Source organism: Bifidobacterium longum subsp. infantis ATCC 15697 = JCM 1222 = DSM 20088 (genome assembly GCF_000269965.1).
Lineage (GTDB): Bacteria > Actinomycetota > Actinomycetes > Actinomycetales > Bifidobacteriaceae > Bifidobacterium > Bifidobacterium infantis.
On the sequence record NC_017219.1, the window covers coordinates 1,690,776 to 1,711,894 of the forward strand.

Below are 21,119 nucleotides of genomic sequence, written 5' to 3' on the forward strand. Positions count from 1 at the left end.
TGGGCGGAGAATGCCGCCCGACATGTAAAAGGTCACAGCCACGGGTTACGCGCGAATACGCTCACCGTCATGGTGTCCTCATGAGCTTGGTACCCGTAACCGTCAGGCATATAGACGATATCCGTGTAAGGCGGTTCGCTACCGTCGCCCGCACCGTCATGCCAATAGCACTGCGGCAGGTCGGAACCGTCTTCGAGCTCGCAGTAGGGCGAGTTGACGGCAAGATTGTAGACGTCCTCAAATGTGTAGGATCGCGGCGCGGCCTGGGGCACCGACTGCGCCGGCGCGGACTGTACCGACTGGCTGACAACCGGCGCGGCCTGAACCGGCTGGCTGACAACCGGCGCGGCAACCGGCACCAACTCGTTAACCCGCGCTTGTACAGCGTCATAATTATCACCGAGAGCGGCACGCCTCGCCTCACCGTCACCGTACTCACCACGGATAACAGCGGCGGCGAGAGCGTCAATATCCACCGGTTCCGGCTCACTGACAAGCTTGGATTCCGGCACTGGTATCGGAACCAGCACGTGAGGGGTAACGTCCTCACGGATAGGCTGAGTAGTCTCGGCGGCATTGGCCGGAACCGACACCATGCCGCACAGGGCGGCGAACGCGGCAACAGCCGCAACAAACTTCTTACGCATGATAGTCCTCACTTCCATGTGAGGCGGTACAATGAGTACCGCCTTTTTAATCTCTCAATTGATAAAGGTCAGCCCCGCAAGTGTTGGCGCACTTACGGGGCATTTATGTTAGGCCAATAGGCCCAGTGCCTAGACTATGGGATAAACCCAGTGAGCTAGGCCAACTGTGTACAATGCCCACAGTCAGGCAAAGAATTGATTAGGGCGCACACCTAGCTTTCGCTAGTGTTTTCTTTTGGCTTATCAGCCTCTAACAGCTTGCGCGGATTACTGACCTTGAGCGCGTCAGCCACCTTGATGACGACGTTAAACGAGGCGTCACCTAGGTTCCGAGCGCCGGTCTCCCAAGCAGCTATGCGCTGCTGGTTCACACCGTCTACCCTATCGGCCAACTGCTTCTGCGTCAGCCCTCGCTTCTGCCTTAACTCCCTAAGACTCATGGCTCACCTCGCTCTTCGCTACAGTGAGCCCAATTATACCTTTGGCTTAATCGCAGACGGGGTTTCTGATGCCATCGCACCGCGTTCTTTCAGCGGCCCCCGCACTACTCGCAAGGCCTCTGCCTTGCTTCGCTATCCCTCACCGGCCTGTAGCCGGGATGTCGGTATCACTGTTCAGTTATCAAACTTCTGGACTCACAGACTGGAGCCTGTCTAGCGCCCTGAGGTCTGTGGTCTCTGCTTGGCTTTCCGCCTTGCGTGGTTCCCACTATACACACTCCCAACTGGGAGTGCAAATCAGGTACGGCACGACACCACGCAACCCGTTGCAAACACTCGCATCTCTCGGCGTGTCGAAACCCACAAAACACGACACAAAAACCGCGCGGCACGACACCACGCAACACACCACCAGATCACAGACCCGCAGACACAGACACAGCCATGACATAGAGGCACACCACCACGTCACAACTCACAGACGGATAGGCCACGTCACCACCACGTGACGGACTCACACGGACGGATAGACGGAGAGGGACACGAGACAGTCAGGACAGCCGTACAACACGACCACCACGTCACCCTCACACTCAGGCAACAACGCATAGGTACATGCACACACGGGTACCACGACCACCAACATAGGGGCGGAGAGGGGTACCGGCACCCGTTATACATTTGGCCGCTAGGTGTCTGGTTTCGCCCGTGAATGCCGCTCCCAGACTTTTTTGAATTAGCGTGACATGGTGTGTCGCACCAATGATTGCAACGGTTTTCGGGCTGTGGTCTTTTCCGGTTTCTGTGCAACGCTTGTTGCAACGCTTGTTATGAGTAAACTGTCGTGTAGATGGATTGTCGGGGATTGGAGCAAGGCTCAGATTCCTGACAAATTATTATTCACCCCGTATGCCATTGGCGTCGGGGTTTTGTTTTTGCCGTGCCTTCAGATCACATCAACAGACAGTGTTGGTGTCGTTTCTTGAACCGGGGCGCGGTGTGGACGGTTGGCAGAGTCCGGTTGATTGCAGTGGCTTGCTAAGCCGCCGAACGTCGTTTTGGCGTTCCGCGAGTTCGAATCTCGCACCGTCCGCGAAGTATCGAGGGTCGCTCCCTTGGTGCTTTATGAGGTTGGCTGAATAAACCCGGATTGCATGTATGCCGGGTTAAGGCTGCGTCACGGCTTAGCGGCACCCTTTAGCGGGGGAAGTGTGACGAGGAACGCTACAGCGGTACACGGTTAGTGCATCACATGCTCGGCGTTGGTGGTAAAACGCAATCCACCACCTCGCAATTCTTAGCTCATCTACATGTCGTAGAAGGAGTTTCCTAGGTCGTTTCTATGAAGCGGCCTTTGTTTTCCCGATCTGGTCTGCTACGTAGGGGCTGGGGGTGGATGACCTACGGGTCGCGCCACAATCGGGGTCTGGCGGTAGGCACGTGGAGTGCGCGTCGGCTGTAACCCGACTGCCTTTGGCAATGGGAGTTCGATTCTCCCTGCCGCCACAATCGCAATGTAGTGCCAAATATCTGGTTGTTAGGACTGGGGCTGAATACCTAGGGGGCCCCGGTCGCAGAGAACGTCGGGTAGCGCCCGGAGATCGTCGCATTATATTCGTGCGGCGCGTTGCGAGATTTGGAGAGGCCAGCCGATTGGCGGCGGCAACTGTTCCGAAAACAGTCTGCCCTTACGGGCGTGTGGGTTCGACTCCCACTCTCTCCGCGGAGACGGCTGGTCGGACGTCTGACGAGCGAAATATTACGACCTATATGCCCGTGGCCGAGTGGTTCAGGCACCGGTCTCCAAAACCGGTTACGGAAGTTCGATTCTTCCCGGGTATGCGATGCCTTGAGAAGAGGCAGCTCTTGGCGGTGACAGCTTCTCAGTCATCGCCAGTCGCCGGCGGCGGCTTCACGCCATGCCGTACGGCAATAACTGAATAGCCTTCCTCTAGTGGGAGGCATGGCATTGTAGCTCAGTTTGGTGGAGCGGACGCCTCGTAAGCGTCAGGTCGCCGGTTCGAGTCCGGCCATTGCCTCTAGGTGCCGTCCGACCGCAGAACACGGCCTTTCTCTCGCTGCTTATGCTGCGCAACGGACGGCACCGTCCCCTTTATCAAGGAGTCGTCATGGCTTGGTCGAGTTCGAATCGCAGGGAACGGTTCAATCCGGGTTGGGAGCGGACTCGCAAGCTGATATTGGAGCGCGACCATCATCGCTGCCAGTGGCCGGTGACCGACGAGTTCGGTTTCACTCATATCTGTGGCCGTCCGGCCAATCAAGTGGATCACAAGGTTCGCAACCCGTCGCATGACGATGACTCCTCCGAGAACCTGCAATCCCTGTGCCAATACCATCACGAGCAGAAAACCTGTCAGGAGTCCGCCGAACAGCGTCGTAAGAACAGGGAGCGTCGGAAGGAAGAGGAATGGTATTCGCATCCGGCGTATCGACGGACTGTCTCGTAACGGGTTGCGGCGAGCTTGCCGCGGCCGATGGATTGTGCCGTAGCCATTACAATCGCAAGGCTTATTCCGGTAGGCCGGTGACGCCTATCCGTGCCCGTGTGTGTCCGATGTGCGGTATGGCGTTCCAGTTGACCCGATGCTCGAAGATTTTCTGTTCCCCTACTTGTCGCAAGCGGTTTCAACGGTTTCGGGCGAAGCACCCGTATACAACATTGGCCAGTGCCCCCAATCCGATTATCGAATCGGAGCCTTTGACTCCCGAGCCGGTGCGGAGCATGACGTATGGGGCTTTCACGGAGGCTGATATCTGGGCCAAGTGTGATGGTACTTGCAGGGGTTGCGGCAAGCCGGTTTCAAAAGACATTGACAGTCCGGACGCCGGTACTCCCGCGTGGATTGTCCCGCCCGAGGACGGTGGTGAGCCATCGTTCGAGAATCGGGCGATTTTCCATTACAGGTGCGTGCGACGCCACGTCTGACGCGCCTTCTGCAGAACGAAGCCCGTCATGGGACGAAAGTGGTGAGTCATGGCTGGGAACGGAAGGAAGGCGGCGAAGCCCAAGACGGGTGGCGGCTATGAGGTCGGAGCGCCGCTGGCCGAGGTGCCGGAGGATTGGACATTCGAGGAATTGGAGCCCATCGGCCCCGAACTACCGGACGCTTCCGAACTGAATCTTCTTGATGGCGTGTGGAGCCCGTTCGTCCGTAAATACTATGACGCTTTCCGTCGTACCCCTCAGGCGCGCCAGTTGCGCACGAAATGGGAGTGGTGGAATTTCTTCTACAAGCTGGCCGTCATGGACAAGAGCATCAAGAAACGCTCCTATGACGGTCTGGCCCCGGAGATGCGCCAGTCCATGAACCAGTATGGTGATACCCCCGACGCTAAACGCAAACTGAAGATGGAGGAGTCGCAGGCGAACGACATGGCCGCTGGGATCGTGGGCTTCCAGATTCCCGATGACCCGAACAACGATTTCGATGATCGTGCGCGGGCGGTGCTCTGATGCATGATGTCATCCCGAAACTCAACGCGAAGGACAGGCAGCGTTCGCTGGGCCGTCTTGCGGTGTGGTGGATCGAAACGTTCACGCTCATCGGTCGCGGCGACGCGAAGGGCATGCGTATCCGCCACTCCCCCGAATACTTCCAGTTCATCATCGACTGCTATGCGCTCGACCGTAATGGTAGGCGTAGGTTCGGTCAGGTGTTCCTCGCCCGTCCGAAGGGCTGCAACAAGAGCGGTTTCGCCGCCGAGATAGCCATGTTCGAGGCTTTCGGCCCTTGCCGGTTCGCTGGTTGGGCGAAAGGCGGGGAAACCTACACGTTCCTCGGCAAGACCTATACGTATCGCAAGGGCGAGCCGATGGGCCGTCCCGTGAAATCGCCTCTCGTGGTGTGTCTGGCCACCGCGGAGGAGCAGACCGGCGAGGTCTACGACACCATCTACTACAACTGCACCGAAGGGTATCTGAGGTTCCTTGCCGGCGATGGCATGGATGCGGGTAAGACCCGTATCCTGTGGCCGAAGACCGGCATGGAGATTCGATATTCGACAGCAGCCGCGCGAAGCAAGGACGGTGGCCTTCAGACGTTCGTGTGCTTCGACGAGGTTCACCAGTACAACAACAAGCGCCTGCGTGACCTGTTCGACATCATGACGCAGAATCTTACGAAGCGTGGCGTCGCCGCCGACCCGTGGTATCTGATGACCACGACCATGTATCAGCCGGGCGAGGACAGCGTGGCCGAACGCGCGTTCAAGACGGCGCATGATCTCATGGAGGGCCGTCTGCGCGGCTGGGAGGATTTGCTGTTCGACCATCGTTACGCCGACTTGGCGTTGGACGATTTCGCCGACGACGAGAAACTTGAGCATGCGGTCTACGAGGCGTACGGTTCCGCGATGAAATCGCCTGACGGCAAGGACTACATCTTTCTCCCCGATGGGCGCATGGTGCCGGTCGGCCCTGATGGGCGTTCCGCCGAAGGCTGGTCGTTGAGGGACGAGGGCGTCGAGCCCGGCCCTTCGAAGTACGGTTGGTGTGATTTGCGGCGAACCGTGAAGAAGATTCTCGACCCCGCGTATGACCCGAACAACGCCATCAGGTTCTACTTGAACTCGTTGGCCTCCGCCGTGGATGCGTGGCTGACCGAGGACATGATTAAATCGCATGCGGTTCACCGCGACATCGTGGACAAGGCCATCGCCTCGCGTGACCTGAACCGGTTGAACGACGCTTGGCAGCAGGTGGTCTCCGACACCGATGAAATCACGTTGGGCTTCGACGGTTCCGTGTCCGATGATTCCACCGCGCTGGTGGGTTGCAGGATACGCGACGGCATGCTGTTCCTCATCAAATTGGAGCAGAAGCCGGACGGCCCGCAGGGCGCGAAATGGCGTGTTGACCGTGATTCGTTCGACGGCAGGGTGCGTTGGGTGTTCAACCATTACAACGTGGTCGGCATGTTCGCGGACACGGACGAATGGGAGCCGTACATCGCGCAATGGGAATTGGATTACGGCGACAGGCTTCAGGTGTATCCGAGGTCGAACGGCTCGCACATCCGCTTCCCGATGAACGGCTACAAGCGTGACGTGATGAGCGAACTGAAGACCATGCGCGCCGCGTTCAACGAGCCCATGAGAACCGTATCCAAATACGACGAGCCCGATGTGACGAACATCCAACTGTTCGCCGACCCTCGGCTCATCGACCATTTCCGCAACGGACGCCGCAAGGACAAGCCCGAAGGATACCTCGTGTTCAAGGAGACCCCGAACAGCCCTCATAAGATCGACGCCGCCATGGCCGGGCTCCTCGCCTACCGTGCCCGCGACATCTACTTGGGTGCCGCCGTTTCCAACGAAGAGGAGTCGTTCGCCCCCGTGCGCGTCTGGTGAATCTGATGAAAGGAGGCCGCATTGGCCGAACTGCAGAGCCTTATCCCCGGCGACGAGGAGCCTGACGGCGATGCCATGCTGCTGACCCAGCTGGCGAACGGCCTCGTATCCCGTATTCCGACCCTATGCACGTTGAAGACGTTCTATGACGGCAAGGAGCAGGTGCCGGTCAAATCGATTCCGAAAAGCACCAACCAGTCCGGCTACGCGGTCTACCAGAGGTTCGTCTCCATCTGTCAATTGGATTTGGCGAAGGCCATCGCCGATGCGGTGATACACCGCCAGCGGCCCACCGGGTTCCGGCTCATCGCCGACAAGACGATGCGTTCCACTAAGGCGGACGACATGTGGTCTCAGTGCCGCATGGAATTGAAGAGCCGTCAGATGTTCCACGATCTCGCCGTATACGGCAACGCCTACGCACTGGTCAACAAGAACAAGCTGCCATCGCATATCACGGTGCTCAGCCCGTGGAACACGTACGTCTCCTCGGACGAGGATTCGGCGGTCAACTACTGGTACAAGGCCAGCGAGGGCTGCGAATATCTCGCCCTCTACCGTCTGATACGCAATGATGACGGCAGCGTGAAGGACGTCTACTGCCGCATCGCCTACAACGAGACCGACTCCCGAAGCCTCCTTGAAGAAGGCGACGAGGAGGAGATATACGGCATCGCCAACGACGATTCCAAGATTCATCCAACGCTGTCACCCACGTTCCAATGGGATGGCGGTGCGGAAAGCTCCTATGATTTCGCGGAGAAATGCGAATGCCTTCCCATCGTGCGCATGCACGCGCCGGGCGGCAAGGGCCAGTTCGAGCCGCATATCCCTACATTGGGCAGCATCGACCAGCAGCGTTTCCAGCGTTTCTGCATTCAGGAATTGCAGGCGTTCAAGCAGCGTGCCGTGTCGATGAGCAACATGCCTCAGTTCTACAAGGAGTCCGACCCGCAGGTTCGTGACGGTTTGGCTCAGGCCGGAGACCGTATCGACTACAAGGATCTGTTCCAGCAGGGGCCCGACGCATTGTGGCTGGTTCCCGGTGACGCGAAGTTCTGGGAGTCCGGCGTCACGGACATCAACCCGCTCATCACCGCCGTGGCTTCCGACATCAAGCATCTCGCCGCCTCCTCCGGCACCCCGTTGGATATTCTCAGCCCGGACGTTTCCGGCAGCGCGGAAGGCGCACAGCTCAAGCGCGAGGGTCTGGTGTTCAAGGTCGAGGACATGAACGCGCGTGCCAATGACGGGTTCACCCGTCTCATGCGCATGGCGTTGGAGGCCGATGGCAACAGCGCCGCCGGCGAACGGTTCGAGACCGTGTGGAAGCCCATCAACCCTCCATCACAGTTGGAGCAGGCTCAGGCCGCGAACTATTCGAAGGGCATTCTTCCCGTCAAGACGAACATGCGCCGCAGCTACGGCATGACCGAGATCGAGATAGCCGAGGCCATGCAGGACCTCATGGACACGCAGTTCGCTCAGGCCATGGCCTCCGAGAACGCGATGATCGAAGGCAAGACCTCCCAGCAGTCGGCGGGCGTCCTGCCCGACGAGACGGATTCTCTCGCGTTCACCGATACCACGAGTGAAAACGACGTGGTGCAGGCGGATGAGCCCCCGACCGTGGACGGTGAATGATGGCCGTTATGACCTTGGAGGTCGCATCCAACGCGCTCCAATCCTCACGTCAGAGGCTCGTCAACGAGTATGTGAGGCTGGCCCGCACCATGTGGCTCAGCCTCACGCCAGCCGACTGGTGGAACGACGCCGTGACCTACGGCGCAGCCGCGAGGCTCGCATTGCTGGAACTCGCCCTGATAGGCCAGGTGCGCAGGCTGGGAATCAGCTACGCTGACCAGACGCTGCGCATGGTGGGCGTCGCTCCCGCCGGCAATGTGCAGCAGCTCGTCTATCCGAGGGTCAACACCGACCCGTGGCTGGTGGCCGCACGCCCCGCAGAAGACTATCGCGGCGAGGCCGTCAAGAACCCCGGCATAAGGCCGGAAACATGGCCCAAGAAGGGTGATGAGCTGTTCGATGAGGTCAACAAGTGGCTGCAATCCGCGTTGCAGCGATTGCAGACCAACGTGTGGGACAACGTGGAACGGGCCTCCACCGACGCCACATTGGGCCGGTATCGCGGCAGCAAGGTGCTCGAATACCGCAGGGTGCTTCATCCGGAGCTTTCCCGTTCCGGTTCGTGCGGCCTGTGCATAGCCGCCGCAGACCGATGGTATTCGACCGCAGCCCTGCTCCCCCTGCACGCGAACTGCAAGTGCGGCGTCGCCCCTGCGGGCTCCGACTACGATCCCGGATTCCAATTGAACTCCGACGATCTCAAAAAGCTCTACGAACAGGCCGGAGGCACCACGGCGGCGGCGTTGAAGAACGTGAGGGTCAAGACCATCACGCACGGCGAACTCGGCCCGATCCTCATGGCGCAGGACGCGAGGGATACGCCGAACCCGGTTCCCGGCAAGGATTCCGACAAGTGGACCACGCCGGACCGGAAAACCACGCTCCAACAGTTCCAGCGGATGAAGGACCGTGCGATCGAGTTCTCCAAACGCTACAAGCAGGTGTCCGACACCGGCAAGGAAGTCCACTTCAGATACGAGGGCCGAACCTACAGGTTCAAGCCGTCGATCCATCTGAGGCAATCATGGGCATACCAACGTGCCCTGCTCAACCAAGTGCAGTCGATGCTCGGCACCGCTGCCTAACCAAGAAAGGCCATCATGGCTAACAATCAGGAGAATCAGACCGTCACGGACGGTTCTCAGAACGCCGGTCAGACCGTCACGGCCAATACCGGTACGGATTACATCGCGAACAGCTCGATCACTGGTCCCATCACCGATTCCAATCTCGCCGCCAATAGCGTGACCCACCAGAGCATCATCGCCAACGCAGTGACCACCGAGAAACTTGCCGCGAACAGTGTCGATGAGACGGAAAACGGCCCCGACTGGAAGGCATTGTCCCGTAAGCACGAGAAGCAGGCCAAGGACAACTACGAGCAGCTTCGCAAGACCGAAGCCGCCTACGAGGAGTCCCAGAGCCAGCTGCATGACTTGCAGGTGGAAAACGCGCGCATGAAGGCCCAGAAGGCCCACCCGCAGATCAGCGATGACGTGTTCGCCCTGTGCGGTGAGACCGAACCGGAGAAGATTTCCGAATGGGCCGAAAAATACGCGGCACTCAATCCAGTTACGTCTCCGGTGAAGGCAGAACCTGTGCGGGAGAAGGCCGAACAAGGGGCACGTACCCGTGGCGAGGGAGCCCCGAAGATTCGTTCCGGCACATACGCAGACGGATACGCCGCCGCCAAGGCACGTCAGGAGCAGCGGCGCCAAGCCCGCTCCGCCAAGTAACCACAAACATTCAATCGAAAGGAAAAGCACATGGCATACGAGAATGTGCGCTCCACCGGCACCGTGACCGTGGAGGAGAACAACGAGTGGCGTTTCGGCAACCACACCGACGACGGCATCGTGAGCGTCACCCTCGACCTGTCCACGTTCAACGTGAACGACAAGACGAAGCGCGACAAATACCTGACCGGCCTGGGCGACAAGGCCACGACCATCTGGATCAAGAGCGGCATCCCGCTGGCCAAGATCACCGCCAGCGGCGAATACGGCCCGTATGACCCGAATGCTACCGATGGCCGTCAGAACAAGATCGCCGGCCTGCTGGAAAGCATGGTGGAGATCAGCGTCACGTTCGGCGGCTGGGATGTGGTCAACGGTGCGAACGTCGGCATGCGCTACCGTGGTGACATCATCAAGAGCAAGCTGCCGGTCGTTCCCGCCGACGGCGCGGTGTGGGGCGGCAGCTTCTTCGACATCGAGGACGATACCGTCACCCCGCTGTCCAACGCTTCGGCCACCTCCAACATCACGGTTCCAGCAACGGTCACCGCGGCGAACATCACCGACGCCTCCACCGTCGGCCGCAGCATCCTGACCGCCAACGATGCCGCCGCAGCTCGCACCGCCATCGGCGCCGGCACCGGCAACTCGAATTTCGACGGCTCCTACAACAGTCTGAAGGACAAGCCGACGATTCCCCCCGCCTACACGCTGCCCGCCGCCACGGCGAACGCGCTCGGCGGCGTCAAGCAGGTGACCATCGCGGCGGGTGCCAGCGCGGCGGACATCGTGACCGCACTCAAGACAGCCGGCATCGCCAAGTAACCAATCCAACAACCCTTATAAGCCCGCCCATTGTGGCGGGCTTTCGTATATCTGAAAGGAACCCTCAATGAGTGGAACCCTGGAAAAGAACATCATCAGCCCGTCCGAGGCGTCGGGCGTGGTGCAGTCCGGCTTCGATTTCATCGACGGCCTGCTGCCGTTCGGCTCCGTGTTCCCCGTCAAGTCGAATGACGGCAAGGACACGGTGACGTGGCAGAAGATCATCCCGCCGAAGGAGACCGACGCCATGAAGTTCCGCGCCTGGGACGCGGAGGCCGCTCACGGCAAGACCGTCGCCCAGTCCGGCGAGAACTACACGGGCCTTATCCCGCTGTCGAAGATGGGCCACATCTCCGAACGCGACGTCATCAACCACACGGGCGATTCCACGTGGCTGCATGACAAGGCCGTGGAAATCCTCACCCAGTTGGGCCAGGAAGCCGCCGTACGCATCGAACTGGCCCGCATCGCCGCCATGGTTGACGCGAAGATCACCGTCGAGGAGAACGGCCTGAAGGCCAACACGTGGACGTTCGACCGTCCGAACAGCATCTCCAAGCTCACTCCCGCCAAAGTCTGGTCGGACGTGAAGTCCGATCCGGTCACCGACGTGCAGAAGTGGGTGGACGCCATCAAGAAGGAGCGTGGCCGTACTCCGGGTGCCGCGCTGACCACCAGCAAGGTCATCGACGCGCTGCGCACCAACGAGTCGTTCATCACCGAATACACCGGCGTCTCCCTCGCCAACTCGAAGCCGCGCCTGACCCGCGCCGAAGTGCTGGACGTGCTGCGCACCGCCTGCGGCCTCGCCGACGTGCGCATGATCGACGTGCTGTACACCGATCTCGAGGTCAACAACGGCTTCAAGATGCCGGTGGACACGAACACGCTGATCCCCAACGGCACGTTCATCATGTTCCCGTCGTACAACGACACGGGTCTCGGTTTCACCGCCTCCGGCCCGACAGCAGAAGGACAGGATCCCGAATACGGCATCAACAAGAGCGTGAACGACGGTTTCATCGGAGCCATGTTCTCCGGTGGCGCCCCGGTCAAGTACGACCTGTGGGCCAACGGCACGATGATGCCGATCCTGCAGGAGGCCGTCAGCACCGCGAAGGTTTCCGTCCTCGGATAGTAAGGAGGGGTCGTGGCTTCCATCGATTCCATCGACTGGCTGAAATGGTTGCGTGTCAACGCGCTCGACCAGCCCGACCTTCTCCTTGACCGGTTTCCCAACGCATGGCTGCTCAATGAGTGCGGGGTCGCTGCCGACATGGTTCAGGCTGAATGCCAGAACGTGGCCCCGCGTTATCAGAACGGCCTGTTGAAGGAGCGCACGCTTGGCTATGTGGTGAGCCAGATGGTGTTGCGTGTCGTCCGCTACCGGCAGTTCAAGACCGAATCGAACGGCAGCTACTCGTATACGAACTTCGATGCGCAGGACAATCCGCCCGGCAAGGACGGTTCCATGAACCTGTACGTGTCGAAACGTGAGAAGGCGCTGCTGGAAGGCCATTCCGACTCGATGGGCCCGATGGGTACCGTGCATATGGGTCTCGACCGCGCCTACGGCCTGTGAGGCGCTTATGGAGACCTATGACATGGGCCACCTCTACGACGGGGTGGACATCGACGAGCTGGGCGGAGGTCACCTGTACGACCGTACGGAATTGACCGGCCATGGCGTCCAACAGTTGTTCGATACGGATTACGTGATCGTGGTCAACCGTCGTCATGTGCAGGACGCGCATGGAGGCTATCACGAGCAGGTCGGCGACCCGGTGAAGGTCGTGTGTTCGGTCGAAGGCCGGGCGCAGCAGGCCGGCATGTTCTCCATCAGTGGCGCCGAGGACAAGAGTCCTTCCGGGCAGAACGGCGGGGGCCTTCAGGAGGTCACGCCCTTGCAGATTCTCGCACGCCAGTGGCCCGGTGATATTCATTCGCGTATCTGGTACAAGGGCGACTGGTATGACGCCGATGGCTATCCGACATGGCGTGGCAGCGGCAGCGTGCTTTCCCGTCATTGGGAGGTTCGCTGCCGTCGCGTGGTCATCGGCGGCTACGTGCCCGGCGGCATTCCCGAACCCGTATGGTCGAAGGAGGTGGGCGCCGATGGGCCGCGTGACCATCAGACCGGGGATAGGCCGTGACGTGGCGCTCATGTTCGGCCCCTCGATAACCCTCGCCGCAGCCGAGAAAGCGGCCGTCATGGTCAAAACGCAGATGGGGGTTGGAACGGTTGACGACCGTAATCATGCGGTGGCGCGAGCGGACTTGACGGATCGCATCGACGTCTCCGTCCGCCCCGGCCATGCGCAGGACCATTCGGTCGTTCTCAGCGTCAAAGGCCGTGAGGGAACGGAAATCGCCTCGCATTTGGAGTTCGGTTACGTCAACAATCGTGCCGGACGTCGTTTGGCCGGCATGCATTCCATGCGCAACGTTGCGTCGAAGCTGAAGGTGTAGGCCGTCATGGACAACATCTTCAAACACCTCGCCATCGATGTGAGGGAAAGCATCGACGCCGAACAGGTCGTCTACGAACTGTTGAACCGTGAATATCCGAACGAGGATTGGGCGTCGGTCGCAGTGTACAGCGAAATCGACCTCGACCTGAACGCCGTGACCGAGAACGGCCGGGTGATTCTCTATGAGGTGTCTCCCGGCCAACAGGTTGACAGGGGCTTGTGGCGGTTCACCGTGTCGTTCACCGTTCTCGCCGCCGACACGAACAATCCGAGCGGTTTTGCCCGCGACCTGTACCGCACCGTCATGGGATGGCCGTTCGAGGAGAAGACCTCGGCGGGCAAGATCAGCCGCATCAACAGCATTGATTCCCCACAACGTCGCAGCGACGCCAAGGAGAACCAAGGCAAGAACATCAAGGAATACGGTTTCGACGCATCAATGGACGCGCGGGACCTTATCTGACCTACAGGGGTCGGCCACATGGCCGGCCCTTTTCTTTTACCCAAATCCAATATCCGAAAGGAACCATCATGGCTATTAACGGCGATGCGCTGCTTCAGGCCGCGCGAGGAACCGTGTTCACGGCCCCCGCCAAGACCGCCATCCCGACTGCCGGCGTCAAACAGTTTCTGTTGAACTCCGGTAGTGTGAAGGTCGGCACCGCGGACACTCCCGTTTGGGATAATCTCGGCCACACGTCCAATTCCAACAAGATCAGCTTCAGCAAGGACGGCGGCGACACCAACACCATCGACACGTGGCTGATGGCCGCCGCACGCACTTCCACCGAAGCCCCGACCATCACCGTCAGCGGCGCCAGCGTGCAGGGCGACAAGGCGACCCTGCAGAAGGTCACCGGCGGCTGGACTGGTGACAACGGCGGCGTGATCGTGCCCATCAAGCCGATCGTGCAGAAGCTCGCCTTGTTCGTCCTCGCCTACGATGACGGCGACAAACTGTCCTTCGGCCTGTACCTGCCGGAGACCGATTTCACGTTCGACACCATCGACCTGACCGGCGACGAGTTCGCCGAGTTCAGCTTCAACGCGGTGGTCAAGTCCACCGATGCCCTGAAGAAGGGCCCGAACGGCGAGATCGGCGGCTACGCGCTGTTCAGCCCGGAGGATTTCAAGTAAGGTCCGCAGCCATCCGCGCTGCGGATGGTGGAGACCCGCCAGCCACAGTCGAGGCTGGCAAGGATATCCGGCTCGCAGGCCAGTCTTCCACTCTCGGCGGGGTGAAGCTGCCGGCTCCCCCCGCCTGACATTGATTCATCCCCATACGGTTCTCCTATCCGGGCCGTATGGGGATTCTCCATTCACGGATAGGGTTTCACGGATAGGAGGACGGCAATGACCGCCAAGAAAAACGACACCAAGACTCCGAAGAAGGAGTTTCCCGAAACTTTCGGCCAGCTTGTCGAGGAATACCCGGAGTTGAAGGGTCTTCCAGAGCTGGTTCCCGCACGCGACTTCAACGCGGAGCAGTCCGCTGATTTCACGGTGCTTCTCACGCTTCTCGACACTCAGATGCCGGAGCTCGACACCAAGGATGATTCGATGGACGCAGCCCTGCTCGTCGCCCGCGTCGTATCCATCTCCAATGATTTCTACAAGGGTCTTGCCAAGGACGAGAAGGCTTACGAACAGTGGGCCACGGGCCGTGACGGCAACGTCCTGTTCTCAGCGTTCCTTGCCCTGAGCATGTTCTACAGGGTCGAACTGGGAAAATCCGAAGCGTCGAGGACGCCTACCGAAACTGCCCGGTCGAACTGACCTGCGACTTCAGACGCTTCTACAACCTTGATATGCCCGCCGCCATCCACGAGTATGACGGCGGGTTTCTCGTAAGGCTCCTGCAGGGTTTGTCGGGTTATGACGAGTCCCTGTACCGCGAATGGCTGCTGAACCATCCCATGCGATCCGAGACCGCCGATGAGGGCGAATCACGGCGCATGCTCTCCTATCACCGTTATTCGCAGGACACGAGCCTCCTGTTGGGCATTTTCAACCATGTAGGCGCGTTGACGTGCGGGCTCATGGAAACCAAGAACGGCAAGCACCCCGAGTTCACGCCGATTCTTCCCCCGGACACGGAGCAGCCGGAAAAGCCGGTCGAGGCGAGCCTCGATTCGATGAAGGCCCTGTTCTCCTCCTGATAACCGAAAAGAGGTTCGCCAATGGCAGTATACGAGGGCGGTGCCGTTGGCATCAGCATCTACCCGGACACCACGGAGTTCGGTTTCGAACTGCGCCGCAAGCTCGCCAAGTACGCGGATGACAGTCTCACCATTCCGCTGAACATCGACGTGGACGACGCGAACTGGACGGCGGCGAAACGGCGCATCAACAACGACCGTCTCTCCAAGACCGTCGAGGTGCGAGGCGATACGAGCGCGCTGCGCAAGGCCGTGCAGGATATCGAGGAGCGTGACATCTCCCCGAAGGTCGATCTGACCAAGCAGCTGCGCGACCTGCGTTCCCTGCGTCAGAGGGTCGAAGCAGCCAACCGTTCCTTCCAGAAGTTCAACCGTTCGGTCGATACGAGTTCCGCCAAGTTCAAGCACAACAAGACGCTGGTGAAGCAGTACGGCGACGCGATGGACAAGACGTCCACGCTCACCCGCAAGTACGGTGACCGGCAAATCAACGTGCTGGATAAGACGAAGCGTCGTATCCGCACCCTGCAGGACGCGATTCTCAAGTTCAAACCGTTGGGTTCGAACGTCGTGGAGATGAAAGAGGCCAACCTCGCCATTGCCCGCATCAGGCGCGATATCAAACAGCTTGAAAACGATCCGGGCGCGAAGATTCGCATCGACATCGACCGTTACGCGAAGGTCATTTCCGACCTCGAGAACGTGGCCCGCAAGACCGACGAGCTGAACCGCAAGGAAGCCCGCGTCAAGTTCTACACGGACGGCGCGGACAAGCTCAAACGCGAGCTGGACGACCTTCGCCGCCGTTACGTGAACCTGCCCAAGGAGATAGAGGACTCCTACAGGCAGGCCATCGACCGCATGAACACAGCCGGCCATCTCGCCGGACGTGACAAGGACTTCAAATACGTCGCGAACCTCGATCTCGATGTGAGCGAGGCGCGGCGCAAGGCCCGTGATTTCCAGAACGACCACGACAAGCTGGAGATGGACCTCGACCTCAAGTCCGCTGCGGCTTCCGCCCACCTCATGTACCTGACCCGCCCGCGCAGCGTGGAGATCTACGCAAGATTGCATGCCACGGACATGGGCAAGCTCATCGACGGCATGCTCTACGGGGCCACCGGCCTTCGCGGCGTCAACAACCAGTTCCAGCGATTGGTGAACCTGTTCGATACGTTGGACACGAAGGTTCCCATACTGGGTGCGGTGGGCGCCGTCATCGGCGGAGTGTCCGCCGGCGCGGTGAACCTCTCCTCCAGCGTGCTCGGCGTCGCCGCCAGTCTCGGAGCCATGAGCAAGGCCGCGTTCGCGGCTCCCGCCGCCATCACCGGCTTGGGTGCGGCGTTCGTCGTGCTCAAACATGCGTGGGGCGAAAAAGGCACCACGTTCAGCGACCAGATCGACATCGCCACGACGAAGCTCGCCGGTTTCGGCGACGCCATGGACGAGGCGTTCTACGAGAAGGCGCGTCCAGCCATCAGAAGCCTGATGGACGATGTGAGCGGCACGCTTATCCCCGGCATGACCGGCATCGCGTCCAGCGAGGGCAAGGTGGTCGAGGGGCTGGCGGACATCATCCGCGAGTCCGACAAGGCCGGCGAGCTGTCCACCATATTCTCCCGTACTTCCGAGGCCGTGGACAATCTCAATCCGGGACTGCGGAGCGTGGTGGAGTCGTTCCTCCGCTTGAGCGACGGCACCAGCCAGTACCTGCCTCGCGCCGCCTCCTATTTCAGTGATATGGCCTCGAAGTTCGCCGACTGGGTGGATAAGACCCGAGCCACCGGCGAGATCGTCGCGTCGATGAAGCAGGTGGTCGAACAGGCCGGTTATCTGAAGGACTCGTTCAAGGGCGTGTGGGGCATCGCCACAGGTCTGTATTCCGCGTTGGCGGAAAGCCAGAACGGGCTCGAGGGGTTCAGCACGGCTGTAGGCAAGGCCGACCGTGCGGTGAACTCCGCCAGATTCCAGACCACGCTCAAGGCGTGGGCCAAGGGCGCGGAAGCCGCGAAGAACGAGATGCGCAACGCCTTCTCGGACATCGGTTCCGCAGCCTACGAGCTGCGCGACACCACTGCGGGCATGTTCACCGATGCGGGCAATACGATCAGCTCGTTCACCCGTAACGCGAGCCGTCTTCTGAAGAACTCGAAGGACGGTATCAGCGGATTCTCGTCGGGAGTGTCCGAAGGCTTCCAGAAGGTGTTCTCAGCGGTTGGCGACGCGAGCCCCGCGTTCAACCAGCTGTTGAAGACCGTGGGCCAGTTGTCCAGGACGTTCGGCGGTACCCTTGCCGCCACGTTGAAGGCCAGCGCGCCGCTCATCACCACGGTCGCCAAAGCCGCCGAGGCCACCGCCAATGCGTTCAGCAGGCTGCCCGAACCGGTTCAGGCCGCGATAGGCCTGTACGCCACGTTCGGCAAGGCGGGCATGACCGCTTGGAACACGGTGAAGACCGGTCTGGTCGAGAACACGCTGCGCATGGTCGAATACCAGAAGGCGTTGAACGGGCTCGGCGTGACCACCAAGACCGCCGGCGCGAGCATGAAGGATGCGGTCAGCGGTTTCATCGCCGCCAACCCGTCGTTGAAGGGCATAGCCGACAGTGTGAGGAACGCGAACGGTGTGCTAGGAAAGACCGGCGCTCTGGCCAAGGGCGCGGGCAGCGCCGTGCTGGGCGCGTTCGGCGGGCCGGTCGGAGCCGCCGTGACCGCTGGCGTGGCCGTGGTGACCGCAGCCTACTCGGAGTATGTGAAAACCGCTCAGGCCAATGAGCAGGCGTCCGAGAACATTCGCACCGCGTTGGAGAAGGTACCGGATTCCGCTCAGTCCGCAGCCGAGGGAATCACCGAGGTTGGCAAGGCCATCAAGGAGAATTTCGACAACACGGATTATTCCGGCACGAAGTTCGACTGGTGGTCGGATATGACCACGGGTTTTGATTCGGTGAGCGACGCGGCCAAGAAGCTCGGTCTCAACGTCAGCGATCTCACCAAGTCCGTTACCGGTTCGCAGGCCGAATACCAGGCGACACTTGACCGGCTCGATGCGACGATTGAGAAATACAATGTCAACGTCGGTCATGGCATAGGCAAGAACGCCGATCTGGCGAGGGCCGCGCAGAAGGTGAAACCCGCGCTTGAGGATCAGCGCAACGAGTACATAGCCAATTCCGAGGCCATTGCCCAAGCGAACGGGTATGCGGAGGGTTATGCCACGAAGCTCATCAAGCTTGGTGAGGATTCCGATTCGGTGTCCATCGCCATTTCCACTCAGGCCGAACGTACTCAGATGCTGGCCAAGGCTCAGCAGACTGCTGCGGATTGGGCAGAACGTCAACGCACAGCTCAGCAGAATGCGTTGAACGCGGCTTCCGACTACGGTGAAACGTATTCCAATATGGGGGATGCGATAGCCCGCGTCAATCAGTTGGCCGCGAAGAGCGGCCCGGTTTGGGATGCGAACGCTGCTGGCATTCAGGGCGTGACGGGCTCGTTCAACACGATGAGCGAGGCCGGTCGTGAGGCGCAGTCCGCGTTGGAGAATCTGGGCAATTCCGGTCATGACCTGTTGAAGAGCATGGTCGAGTCCGGTGCCAGCGCGGATGAGGTGAAGGCGAAGCAGGCGGAATTGGCGAAGCAGTTCCTCGCCACCGCACACGACATGGGTGTTCCCGCCGATGCCGCGACACGGTTGCAGGAGATCTATGGTCTGACCCCCGAGGAGGTCACCACCCTGTTCAAAGCCGAAACGGAGCAGACCAAGACCGCTCTCACCCAATATCTGAGCAATCTGCGAGCCATCTTCCCCGGGGACGGTAACACGGCGGTGTTCCAGACCATTCTCGAAGGCATCAACAGTGGTGCCATCACGAGCATGGATCAGGTCAGCTCGAAGATGGACGAGCTACGCAAGAACGTCAGCACCGACGGTTCCGGCAAGTACACGATTGTCCTTGACGCCGATGGCACTCAGGCGATCGTCGCCACCAATATCGTCAAGAAGCATGCCGAACTGTTCAAGGCCGGTTCTGATGGTAATGGTTACACGACCAAGCTGAACGCCGACGATCTGACGAAAGCCACGTTGGATTACGTCGAAGGCAATCTCAACGCCTACGACCAGTTGGCTCCGTCCGCCGACCTGAACGCGAAGGACAATTCAGGCCCGGCAAAGGCCAGCGCCGATGCGAACGCCAGCAACTGGGATGCCCAGCATCCCACCGCGTCGTTCGACGGTGACGCGGCAGGAGCCGCAAACGCCAAGAGGTCGGCCTCAAATCAGGGCTGGCAATGGAACGGCAGCAGCTACAACGCCCAGTTCGGCGCTAGTACGGCAAGCGTATCTAGCTCCTTCTGGAGCGCCATGCAATCCGGTTGGGAATGGGCGAAGCAGAAGTTCTTTGCCGTGTTCGGCATCAAACGCCAGAACGCCGAGGGCGGCGAGGTAGCTGGTTCGAATGTCACCAAGACGGGCCGTGTGGTCGGTCAGGGCAACAATACGAGCGATTCGGTTCCGTTGAACGCCTACACGGACGTGAGCACCGGCGAATACGTGGTGCGCAAGGCCGCTGTGCAAAGCATGGAATCCCTGTACGGCAGGGGAATCATGGCCGCTATCAACGCGACCGGCAGCATTCCAAGCAAGTACATCGCGGATGCGCGGCGCACCAGCCAGATCACCATGCCCTCCGGTGGGCTGAACGGTGGTTCCAAGTCCGGAGGCTGGTCGATGCCCATCGAAACCAGTTCGGGCGACACGTACAACCAGACGTTCATCTATCCGAGCGTCACACCAATCGAGGTTCAGAAGAACAACAAGCTCGACCAGTACGCGAGTCTCGGTCTCTTGCAGTAGGAGGAAACGATGCTCTCCACCATGTCCTACAAGCTCAACGGGGTCGCATTGGATACGGAGAACTGTCTGGTCATCGTGGGCTCCACGCTCATGCCGGGCATCAGCACCCGTAGAACGGTCGCCACGGTGCCCGGCGTGAGCGGAACCTTGAACCTCGGTGTTCCGCCCGTGTTCGAGGAGCGTGAGATCACGTTGAAGGTGGACGCATTCACTCCGAAAGTGTATGAGGAGTCTTCCCGGATAATGCGATTATGCTCCATGCCGAATCTCACTCTCACTCGGGTGAAGGACGGTGTGGAGCAGTCCACGCGGGTGGAGCTCACCTCGTTGACCGCCGATGACGACAGTTCCCATCCGAACAATCTGGTGTCGTTCACCGCGAAGTTCGCCATGCCCGACGTGTGGTGGCATGAACCGGAGTATTGGGATCGTCCGTTGTCGTTGAACAAGGACGGTCTCGTGTTCCCCCGACCTGTCACCATCAACAAATTCTGGACGAGATGGTCGGGAGAAGCGAACAACAGTACCTCACTGTTGGCGGATTTCATCACCATGTGGCGCGGCGAGGTCAACAATTCCGAGAGCCTACTGTTCGAGGATGGTATCCCCGGCGACGGTTTCTGGGGCGACGCCCCGTTGACGGACATCGTGTTCCGTTTTCCCAGCACCGTCACCTCCGTCTCCCTGACCGACCCCACGTCGAACACCGGCATCAGTTGGACGGGTGCTGCGGACAGTGCGAAACCCCTCTATATCAGGCCCGACATCATGCGCGCATGGCGTTCCGACTATGCGAACTCCTGGACTCCGACCGGCACGGATGTTTCCACCGGTTTGGATTATCCGGCGGGAGGAATCCTGCAGGTATGGCCAGACGTTTCCGAACTTTACAGATTGAAGGTCACCGCCACGGGCGCGACGGGCGATGCGCTCATGCATGTGCGACGCGCATGGTGGTGACGGG

The 21,119-nt window shown here is 60.1% G+C and carries 19 protein-coding genes and 5 tRNA genes; 22 read left to right on the forward strand and 2 right to left on the reverse strand.

From position 1 onward, the window contains the following. Positions 1–32: 32 nt before the first annotated feature. Both BLIJ_RS08005 and BLIJ_RS08010 read right to left on the reverse strand, forming a co-directional pair. Positions 33–647: a lysozyme gene (locus tag BLIJ_RS08005; protein WP_012577862.1), complete on the reverse strand. Its 615-nt coding sequence runs from the start codon at positions 645–647 to the stop codon at positions 33–35. A 212-nt stretch (positions 648–859) separates the two neighbouring features. Further along, on the reverse strand, positions 860–1,087 hold the full coding sequence (locus BLIJ_RS08010) for a helix-turn-helix transcriptional regulator (protein ID WP_025221588.1): 228 nt from the start codon (positions 1,085–1,087) through the stop codon (positions 860–862). Positions 1,088–2,088: 1,001 nt separating this feature from the next. Here BLIJ_RS08010 and BLIJ_RS08015 point away from each other — a divergent pair. The 22 genes from BLIJ_RS08015 (at position 2,089) to BLIJ_RS08110 (ending at position 21,115) form a co-directional block, all read left to right on the forward strand. Continuing rightward, positions 2,089–2,180: transfer RNA gene (locus BLIJ_RS08015), tRNA-Ser, on the forward strand. Positions 2,181–2,515: 335 nt separating this feature from the next. Further along, positions 2,516–2,593 (forward strand) — tRNA-Tyr (locus tag BLIJ_RS14380). A 132-nt stretch (positions 2,594–2,725) separates the two neighbouring features. Next, a tRNA-Ser gene (locus tag BLIJ_RS14385) sits at positions 2,726–2,810 on the forward strand. A gap of 47 nt (positions 2,811–2,857) precedes the next feature. Then, positions 2,858–2,929 (forward strand) — tRNA-Trp (locus tag BLIJ_RS08020). A gap of 123 nt (positions 2,930–3,052) precedes the next feature. Then, positions 3,053–3,126: transfer RNA gene (locus tag BLIJ_RS08025), tRNA-Thr, on the forward strand. Positions 3,127–3,216: 90 nt separating this feature from the next. Continuing rightward, positions 3,217–3,555 (forward strand): HNH endonuclease, encoded by a 339-nt coding sequence (locus BLIJ_RS08030; RefSeq protein WP_014484970.1) that lies wholly within the window; start codon positions 3,217–3,219, stop codon positions 3,553–3,555. 527 nt (positions 3,556–4,082) lie between these two features. After that, positions 4,083–4,562, forward strand: a complete 480-nt coding sequence (locus tag BLIJ_RS08035; protein WP_012577864.1) for a hypothetical protein — start codon at positions 4,083–4,085, stop codon at positions 4,560–4,562. Beyond that, positions 4,562–6,460 (forward strand): terminase large subunit domain-containing protein, encoded by a 1,899-nt coding sequence (locus BLIJ_RS08040; protein ID WP_012577865.1) that lies wholly within the window; start codon positions 4,562–4,564, stop codon positions 6,458–6,460. Before BLIJ_RS08035 ends, BLIJ_RS08040 begins: the two co-directional genes overlap by 1 nt. A gap of 21 nt (positions 6,461–6,481) precedes the next feature. Next, complete coding sequence (locus tag BLIJ_RS08045; RefSeq protein ID WP_012577866.1) at positions 6,482–8,104, forward strand: phage portal protein; 1,623 nt, start codon at positions 6,482–6,484, stop codon at positions 8,102–8,104. Between the two features lie 8 nt (positions 8,105–8,112). Further along, positions 8,113–9,189 (forward strand): hypothetical protein, encoded by a 1,077-nt coding sequence (locus tag BLIJ_RS08050; RefSeq protein WP_012577867.1) that lies wholly within the window; start codon positions 8,113–8,115, stop codon positions 9,187–9,189. Between the two features lie 15 nt (positions 9,190–9,204). Then, positions 9,205–9,840, forward strand: coding sequence for a hypothetical protein (locus tag BLIJ_RS08055; protein WP_012577868.1), 636 nt, complete (start codon positions 9,205–9,207; stop codon positions 9,838–9,840). 30 nt (positions 9,841–9,870) lie between these two features. Continuing rightward, entirely contained in the window at positions 9,871–10,665 is a 795-nt protein-coding gene (locus tag BLIJ_RS08060) for a hypothetical protein (protein WP_012577869.1), read from the forward strand. Between the two features lie 67 nt (positions 10,666–10,732). Beyond that, positions 10,733–11,803 carry a major capsid protein gene (locus BLIJ_RS08065; RefSeq protein ID WP_012577870.1) on the forward strand — a complete coding sequence of 357 codons (1,071 nt, stop codon included), beginning with the start codon at positions 10,733–10,735 and terminating at the stop codon, positions 11,801–11,803. Positions 11,804–11,815: 12 nt separating this feature from the next. Continuing rightward, on the forward strand, positions 11,816–12,247 hold the full coding sequence (locus BLIJ_RS08070; protein WP_012577871.1) for a hypothetical protein: 432 nt from the start codon (positions 11,816–11,818) through the stop codon (positions 12,245–12,247). 7 nt (positions 12,248–12,254) lie between these two features. Then, positions 12,255–12,818, forward strand: a complete 564-nt coding sequence (locus BLIJ_RS08075) for a hypothetical protein (protein ID WP_012577872.1) — start codon at positions 12,255–12,257, stop codon at positions 12,816–12,818. Next, entirely contained in the window at positions 12,781–13,134 is a 354-nt protein-coding gene (locus BLIJ_RS08080; protein ID WP_014484971.1) for a hypothetical protein, read from the forward strand. Before BLIJ_RS08075 ends, BLIJ_RS08080 begins: the two co-directional genes overlap by 38 nt. A 6-nt stretch (positions 13,135–13,140) precedes the next feature. Next, positions 13,141–13,599 carry a hypothetical protein gene (locus BLIJ_RS08085; protein ID WP_012577874.1) on the forward strand — a complete coding sequence of 153 codons (459 nt, stop codon included), beginning with the start codon at positions 13,141–13,143 and terminating at the stop codon, positions 13,597–13,599. Between the two features lie 68 nt (positions 13,600–13,667). Next, positions 13,668–14,273: a phage tail tube protein gene (locus BLIJ_RS08090; RefSeq protein WP_012577875.1), complete on the forward strand. Its 606-nt coding sequence runs from the start codon at positions 13,668–13,670 to the stop codon at positions 14,271–14,273. A 216-nt stretch (positions 14,274–14,489) separates the two neighbouring features. Then, positions 14,490–14,912 (forward strand): hypothetical protein, encoded by a 423-nt coding sequence (locus BLIJ_RS08095; protein WP_012577876.1) that lies wholly within the window; start codon positions 14,490–14,492, stop codon positions 14,910–14,912. 89 nt (positions 14,913–15,001) lie between these two features. Continuing rightward, positions 15,002–15,295: a hypothetical protein gene (locus BLIJ_RS08100; protein WP_014484972.1), complete on the forward strand. Its 294-nt coding sequence runs from the start codon at positions 15,002–15,004 to the stop codon at positions 15,293–15,295. A gap of 21 nt (positions 15,296–15,316) precedes the next feature. Continuing rightward, a complete protein-coding gene (locus tag BLIJ_RS15040) occupies positions 15,317–20,155 on the forward strand; it encodes a coiled-coil domain-containing protein (protein ID WP_012577878.1) in 4,839 nt (1,612 codons plus the stop codon). Between the two features lie 9 nt (positions 20,156–20,164). Further along, the gene (locus tag BLIJ_RS08110; protein ID WP_012577879.1) at positions 20,165–21,115 is read left to right on the forward strand and encodes a hypothetical protein; all 951 of its coding nucleotides are present in this window, start codon (positions 20,165–20,167) and stop codon (positions 21,113–21,115) included. The last annotated feature ends 4 nt before the right edge of the window (positions 21,116–21,119 follow it).